Annotated in this window: 9 protein-coding genes; 3 read left to right on the top strand and 6 right to left on the bottom strand. The window is 52.0% G+C overall.

The annotated features are described in order from the left end of the window. Together BP727_RS01030 and BP727_RS01025 are read right to left on the bottom strand one after the other, a co-directional pair. The coding region (locus BP727_RS01030) for an NAD(P)H-dependent oxidoreductase (RefSeq protein ID WP_286856941.1) at positions 1-194 on the bottom strand (194 nt) is incomplete at its 3' end. 246 nt (positions 195-440) lie between these two features. Beyond that, complete coding sequence (locus BP727_RS01025; protein ID WP_048132921.1) at positions 441-1,544, bottom strand: RNA-guided endonuclease InsQ/TnpB family protein; 1,104 nt, start codon at positions 1,542-1,544, stop codon at positions 441-443. Between the two features lie 113 nt (positions 1,545-1,657). Here BP727_RS01025 and BP727_RS01020 point away from each other — a divergent pair, with 113 nt between their 5' ends. The 3 genes from BP727_RS01020 (at position 1,658) to BP727_RS01010 (ending at position 3,085) form a co-directional block, all read left to right on the top strand. Continuing rightward, positions 1,658-1,816 carry a hypothetical protein gene (locus BP727_RS01020; protein ID WP_013718904.1) on the top strand — a complete coding sequence of 53 codons (159 nt, stop codon included), beginning with the start codon at positions 1,658-1,660 and terminating at the stop codon, positions 1,814-1,816. Positions 1,817-1,859: 43 nt separating this feature from the next. Further along, positions 1,860-2,684: a S16 family serine protease gene (locus BP727_RS01015; protein ID WP_273277913.1), complete on the top strand. Its 825-nt coding sequence runs from the start codon at positions 1,860-1,862 to the stop codon at positions 2,682-2,684. A 68-nt stretch (positions 2,685-2,752) separates the two neighbouring features. Then, positions 2,753-3,085 (top strand): hypothetical protein, encoded by a 333-nt coding sequence (locus BP727_RS01010; protein WP_013718902.1) that lies wholly within the window; start codon positions 2,753-2,755, stop codon positions 3,083-3,085. A gap of 44 nt (positions 3,086-3,129) precedes the next feature. Here the strand turns inward: BP727_RS01010 and BP727_RS01005 are convergent, their stop codons facing one another. The 4 genes from BP727_RS01005 to BP727_RS00990 all read right to left on the bottom strand — a co-directional run bounded on the left by BP727_RS01005 (position 3,130) and on the right by BP727_RS00990 (position 6,079). Further along, positions 3,130-4,629 carry an RNB domain-containing ribonuclease gene (locus BP727_RS01005; protein ID WP_286856933.1) on the bottom strand — a complete coding sequence of 500 codons (1,500 nt, stop codon included), beginning with the start codon at positions 4,627-4,629 and terminating at the stop codon, positions 3,130-3,132. Between the two features lie 18 nt (positions 4,630-4,647). Continuing rightward, positions 4,648-5,187 carry a hypothetical protein gene (locus BP727_RS01000; protein ID WP_286856931.1) on the bottom strand — a complete coding sequence of 180 codons (540 nt, stop codon included), beginning with the start codon at positions 5,185-5,187 and terminating at the stop codon, positions 4,648-4,650. 215 nt (positions 5,188-5,402) lie between these two features. Further along, positions 5,403-5,615, bottom strand: a complete 213-nt coding sequence (locus BP727_RS00995; protein WP_013718899.1) for a hypothetical protein — start codon at positions 5,613-5,615, stop codon at positions 5,403-5,405. After that, positions 5,612-6,079, bottom strand: coding sequence for a hypothetical protein (locus BP727_RS00990; protein ID WP_286856926.1), 468 nt, complete (start codon positions 6,077-6,079; stop codon positions 5,612-5,614). The genes BP727_RS00995 and BP727_RS00990 overlap by 4 nt, the downstream gene beginning before the upstream one ends. Between the last annotated feature and the right edge of the window lie 90 nt (positions 6,080-6,169).

The raw sequence follows: 6,169 nt of genomic DNA, 5'->3' as shown, positions 1-6,169 counted from the left end.
TTCATAAGATTTGAATCTATATCTGCGCCTTTGGGAATCTCCCCATAAGGTAGCACAGGATCGAATCGTTCCCGGTAGAGGTCGTGAAAGCTGACGCTGTGGCCGTTGCCCTCAAGGGCGTTGATGGCTGCAATAGCTATGGCATGGTTGAAGCTTCCCTGGTTGGGATGAGCGAGGATAAGTGAGACATTCATTGGGGATCGTCCTATCGGCAGACTCTATCTGGTCATCTGTTATCCTTAATACCCTATTCACTCAATAGGCCATTTTGGTATGGCCTTGCCGATCTCTTCCATAAGGCGCATGGTTTCCTTTAGGGCACGATGATTTGATGAAGATCGAGGCCGCCCACGCCCTGGTTATGCATGCATCTGCTGCCCGAGGCGGAGCCCACCGTCTACTGGCACCGGACTCTGGGGGACATCGTCAACTACTCCGGTCTAAAGACCGGAACTTGTAACTGAGGTAAGATGTTTCCCCGCTACAATAGGCTGGTTGACTTCAGCCCTAAAAGCGATGTTCATCGCGGCAATGTGATCTGCAGGCCCAGCGAAGCCACAGGACTCACATCTGAACTCATCTCTAGTTGGCCGGTTGGCTTTAGAAACATGCCCGCAAGAGGGACATGTCCTGGAAGTGTTCCTGGGGTCAACAAAGACCAACGGAACACCCGCAACCTTAGCTTTGTATTCAACAAACGTCCTAAGCAACCCGAAATTCCAAGTATGCAAGCGACGACGCTGAGCCTTCATAACCGTGACTCTGGATCGGATGCCTTGAAGATCTTCAAGGGAAATGGATCGCAGAGTGTCTTTGGCTTTCGTAACTATATGCTTGGAAATGCAATGGTTGACATCTCTAGAGAACCTGGCAGTCCTGCCAGACAGCTTCTTAAGATGTCGTTTGGCCGATTTAGTGCCTTTGCTCTGGAGTCGGGCTTTCAGAGAATCAAGTCTCTCTCTGGTCTGGTTGATTTGCTCACCGGAATGCACTTCTCCATCAGAATCAACAGCAAGGTACTTGATACCGAGGTCAACTCCAAGGGTTCCTTTAGGGTCGTAAGGAGTCTCTTCGTCAACCTCTACAACTACGCAAAGGTAGAAGATTCCGTTAACCAGAATCAAATCAGCCTGTCCTCGGATTCTGTCGAGCCTTGCTTTCTGGTATTCTCCAAACCGAATAGGGATAGCCTGCCTTCCTTGCAGCGTGATCAAAGAGACCTTCTCAAGTCCTTTCCAAGAAAGGATACGCTGATCATAGACGATCGCACCATCAAGATGGAACTCTGGCTTAATGGACTTGTCTCTCTTGTAGGCTTCGCAGACCTTGGAAATGGCCCTAATAGTAAGCTGAGAGGAAAGACCGAAATGTTCTCTAACAGGATAGTAAACCGTCTTATGGATTTCAACCTTGTTGGCACTATGCATAGCAAATACAGTCTCTGCTATGCGATTACAAGCCTCGTTAAACCTCTTCATAGTTTCACAGAGCATCTTATGTTGCTCCGGGGAGGGATCGAGTTTTACCATCAAGGTCTGAAGCATTGCATTGAAGATTATATTCAATGGATATATAGTTTTCGATATCAAGGGCGGGGTACGCTCCTCCCCGGCCTGAAGGCCGAGGTTTCCACTACCCCTGCACCCCGGAGGACTCTATGAACGAGCTGATCTCCTGCGGCTTTCAGATCGCCAGGGTGATCGAGCCCGAGCCCCCGGAGTGCTGGAGAAGCATGTGCCCGGATCGGATGGATGGCGCTCGGATACCTGATTTTCTGCTCCTGGTCTGCAGGAGAACGCAGCCAAGCAGGACTTAAGGGGAAATCTTCTTATCCTGCACATCCCAAAAGCTGACCGGATATGAGCAGCAATGCAGGACCTGGCAATGCAGGACTCTTGATAGCATTGGGATTTCTCCTCCTGCTCTCCCTGGCAAACTCCTATTACATCTACAGCCTGGAGGGCGAGATCTCCGCCTTGAAGGAGGAGGTCAGAGAGCTGTCTGGCCCCCTGGGGTTATCGGTCTACAGCCAGAGCGATCCTCCCCGGGGGAGCATCACCATGGCCCAGAAGAGCATACCGATAGTGGCGGTATCTGATGATGAGATCGGGGTCATGGGCAAGATGAACCTGAGGCTGATTCCAGGCAGCAATGACATCCTGATCGACACCAATCCCTTCTCCGAGCCCGAGGTTCAATATGCCGTAAAGAAGGCGGTGGCCGTTGCCCGGTCCCGCTATCCCGGCGCCAAACTGGATATGGATTTCGTCTTCAACTTCACCTCCACCAGAGCGCAGCTCATTGGCGGGGAGAGCGCTGGAGCGGCAGCGGCCGTCCTCACCATTGCCGCCCTGGAGGACAGGGATATCAAAAAGGATGCGGTGATAACTGGAACCATAAACGAGGACGGATCCATAGGCCAGATCGGCAGCGTGCTGGAAAAGACAAAAGCGGTGTCTGATGCCGGCTACAAGTACTTTTTGATCCCCCAGGGCCAGGCCGATGTTATCTATTATGAGAGGCAGGTTGAGCGCAGGTCAACCGATCTAGGCTTCGATATCATGAGGTCCAAATATGTGCCCAGAACTCTGAACATCTCCCAGGCGGCATTTGAGGAGCTGGGCCTGAATGTGATCGAGGTCTCCAATATCGATGAGGCTCTGCCCTATTTCTTTGAGGATTGACCTTTTGGGACTTAGGGGGATAGGAATATCTATTTTCAGGTGCTACAATCTATATTGGGGTTGATCATATGGATGAATCGGATCGAATTATGATTAAGGATGCTGTCGCATCGATGGACCTGGGCCAGAAAATCCTCCTGTATGAGTCGATGAAGAAGAACGTTGGATTGATCACTCTGATCAGCATCTTCATTCCCGGAGGGGGCCAGATATACCTGGGCGAATATCTGAAAGGTCTGCTGATCCTGCTCCTCGCCTGGCTCGTCCTGCCATGGCTCTACGGCATCTATGATGCCCATACCACAGCAAGCGGCTTCAACCGCGAACTGCACGATCTTATCTACCCGGGACAGATGCTGGCGGAGGCGGAATCGGTGAAGGTTCCCGTGCAGGAGGAGTAGGCAGGGGAAGAGTATTCTTCAGCTGGCTATCTTGTTATCACGATCTATTTGATCCTATCCTCCACCTGCTTGAAGTCGATGAACCCAAGATTCACATCCACCGAGATCAGTTCTACAGTGACCTCATCTCCCACATCGATTCCCTTTCTTTTTCCTTTGAGCATCCCTTCCACTGGAATGTCAAGCAGCCGCACCCAGGTGCCCTTCTCCGATGAGCCGGTGACCATGGCGCTAAACCTCTCCCCAATTCTCGGCTCGAGCAGAAGTGCAGCAGCTGACTTGCTCACCTGCCGCTCCACCTTGGCCACGATATCCTCTTTCCTGGTGCAGTGGTCGGCCAGACGGTCCAGCTCACGTATTGAGTAGGGCAGGGGCTTATTCTCAATGGCTGCTTTGAGCAGCCTCTGGGTGATCAGATCGGGATAGCGCCGGTTGGGAGCGGTGGAGTGAGCGTAATCCTTGACCGCCAAGCCGAAGTGGCCTATGGGCTCCGTCTCGGGCAGTTCTGCCACGTACTCGCCATTTCCCAGCAGCTTGATTACCGCCAGGGACAGATCGGGGAAGCGGAGGGGATCTTTCTTCTTCATCATGTTCAGGAATATCTCCAGCTTTCTTGAGCTGGGGTTGGGGGGAAGCTTGAAGGCATGCTGAGCGGCGATCTGGACGATCCGGTCCCATCTCTTGGGAACCCGCACCACTCTGCGAATGGAGGGCATATTTCGCTCGGTCAGATAGCGGACGGTCACTCCATTGGCGGCGATCATGAAGTCCTCGATGATCTGTTTGGCCCGGTTAGTCTCCTCCACTAAAAGGTCGCAGAGCCTCTCCCCCTTGAAGACCGGTTTGGCCTCAATGGTCTCCAGGCTTAAAGCGCCCTCTTTATGGCGGAGGCTCTTCATATTCTGGGCCACTTTATCCTGGAGGAGAAGGTTCTCCGCCAGGCCGTCCATGGCGCTAACCGCTTGGGGCATGGGCCCAGTTCCCTCCAGCCAGGCGGCCACGCTGTTATAGGCCAGCTTGGCGTGGTTATGCACCACCGCCCGGTAGACGTCTGAGTCGACCAGCGAGCCGTCGGGGGCAACGGTCATATCCACCACCACCGCCAGGCGGTCCTGGTCTAGGTTAAGAGAGGTGAGGTTGGTGGAGAGCTTCAGAGGCAGCATGGGGAAGATCTGGGCGGCGGTGTAGACGGAGGTGGTGTTGGCCTGAGCATCAAGGTCGATGGCAGAGTCCTTGTGGACCAGGCTGTCCACGTCTGCCACTGCTACCCTGATCCTGGCCTTTCCGTCGTCCAGGGGCTCGGCCACGGTAAGCTGATCCAGGTCCTCGGAGTCATCGTTATCTATGGAGGCCCAAAGCAGCCCTCTCAGGTCGCGGATATGGGGGGCGCCATCAGCCTTGGCTGGACCGTTGATACGGGCGAGCTCGGAGAGGCACTCCGGCGAGAAATCGGTTTGAAGGCCTCGCATGAGCATTATTCCCCTGGCGACTTTCTGCAAGATGGTCCGGTTCTGAGCTTCTATTTTTTTGCCCCTGGTATTCATGAATTATTCCGAAAGAACTCAATTTATATAAATGGTTCCACCTATCTTTTTCAGATACGTCTCCAGCTTCTCCTCGCACTCCTCCCAGGTTACATCCACCCCCAATTGATCCATGATCTCCACAAGCTGCAGCTTTACCTCCTCCCAGGAGTACTTGTTCTCCGAATGGCACAGGTCGGTCAAGATCCTCATTGTGGGGATGAAGGCCTTCTTGAACTCTGCCCGGATGAATCTCAGGAAAGGCTCTGGCAGGTCCCTCCGGCCATAGGACCTCAGCTCATCCAGGATCTGGTACTGGCTGGCGCAGGGATCTGAGAAGGGGTCTCGCAGATCCTGACCGGTTGATTCAGAGAGGTTCTGGTAGGCATGGGCGAAGATCTGGTCCACAAATGCTTTGTTGTATGCCTTCTCCCCGATCTCGGCGATCAGGCCGTAGGCCACGATCCTGCACCTCAAGAGCTGCACCTTTGCCTCCTCTGGGGGGAGCTTCAGGTGAATCTTGGTTACATACTCCTCCAGATGCTTCAATCTGGTGCGAGGCTCAAAAGTAACCGTCATGGCAGATATCGCCTCCCTGAACAAAATTCGCATCATTTATCATGAATGAATGTTCTGGCTCTGATCACTTTTAAGCTTTCTCCAGCCGGGATGGAACCGGGAGAATAACGCTTTGCCTTTGATTCGAAAAATGGAGGTATGGTGTGCAGTTTTTTCAGTCAGGCGTCCGGGGCATTAGCGAATCTAGAGTTTCAGGATAGTTCAAGGCTTGGACACTAGCCTCTCCAATGCTCTTTTGCCCTCTTAAATATCTCTTCTGTGTTCTGATTTTCATATAGTCTTCTTGAGATCTCTACGTAATCAGTAGGTTCATGGTGGAATAGAGCAAGGAATCGGAGCGCTTTGGCTGGACCCAAAGCCTTATTCAAGGCATCTATCCCAACGAGTCTCAGTTCAGCATCATCGAGCGTCTTGGCCCTCTCAGTCATATATCCTCCAATCTGATGTAGTCCACTGGATTTGAGATCACAATTTCCAGTTCTAGTCTCTTGGCCTGATTTAATAATCTGTTGTCGCAGCTTAAGAAGTAATCGGCTCCGATGAAATTGGCAGATGCAAGATGGAGGGCATCTTTTGGTGTTATTCTGGATTTTCTCTGATATTCCAGAGCACACTCATAGATTTTATCATCAGGTCCAATTCTGATCTTGCAGAGGGTGGATAGTATGAAAGCTACATTCATTCTATTTGGAAAGGGGCAGAGTAAGGTCTCGTCCTCATGCATGAAGGACCAGGCCAGTTGGATCTGTTCAATCTCCGCTCTCAGAAAGATCTCTTCACAGGCTAGAGCCTCAAGCTGGATCTTGATCTGGCTGGTATCATCAAATCTTCTTTGAAAGCAATTGTAATCAAGATATATCAGATCCATTGAATATTCCTTCTCCTGTAACATGCATCTTCACGCTGAATTTCCTTCCACAATCCCGATCTCCTCATCCGTCAGCCCGTAGAGCCTGTAGACCACGGCATCGATCAGCTCATC

The sequence above is a fragment of the Methanosaeta sp. UBA356 genome (assembly GCF_002496465.1).
GTDB lineage: Archaea > Halobacteriota > Methanosarcinia > Methanotrichales > Methanotrichaceae > Methanothrix > Methanothrix soehngenii.
This window is presented reverse-complemented; position numbering and strand designations above follow the sequence as displayed.

What these genes read in the sequence shown, in the direction of transcription:
- BP727_RS01025 (WP_048132921.1), bottom strand. Translation starts at nt 1,544, where the DNA reads ATGCTTCAGACCTTGATGGTAAAACTCGATCCCTCCCCGGAGCAACAT.
- BP727_RS01020 (WP_013718904.1), top strand. Translation starts at nt 1,658, where the DNA reads ATGAACGAGCTGATCTCCTGCGGCTTTCAGATCGCCAGGGTGATCGAG.
- BP727_RS01015 (WP_273277913.1), top strand. Translation starts at nt 1,860, where the DNA reads ATGAGCAGCAATGCAGGACCTGGCAATGCAGGACTCTTGATAGCATTG.
- BP727_RS01010 (WP_013718902.1), top strand. Translation starts at nt 2,753, where the DNA reads ATGGATGAATCGGATCGAATTATGATTAAGGATGCTGTCGCATCGATG.
- BP727_RS01005 (WP_286856933.1), bottom strand. Translation starts at nt 4,629, where the DNA reads ATGAATACCAGGGGCAAAAAAATAGAAGCTCAGAACCGGACCATCTTG.
- BP727_RS01000 (WP_286856931.1), bottom strand. Translation starts at nt 5,187, where the DNA reads ATGACGGTTACTTTTGAGCCTCGCACCAGATTGAAGCATCTGGAGGAG.
- BP727_RS00995 (WP_013718899.1), bottom strand. Translation starts at nt 5,615, where the DNA reads ATGACTGAGAGGGCCAAGACGCTCGATGATGCTGAACTGAGACTCGTT.
- BP727_RS00990 (WP_286856926.1), bottom strand. Translation starts at nt 6,079, where the DNA reads ATGTTACAGGAGAAGGAATATTCAATGGATCTGATATATCTTGATTAC.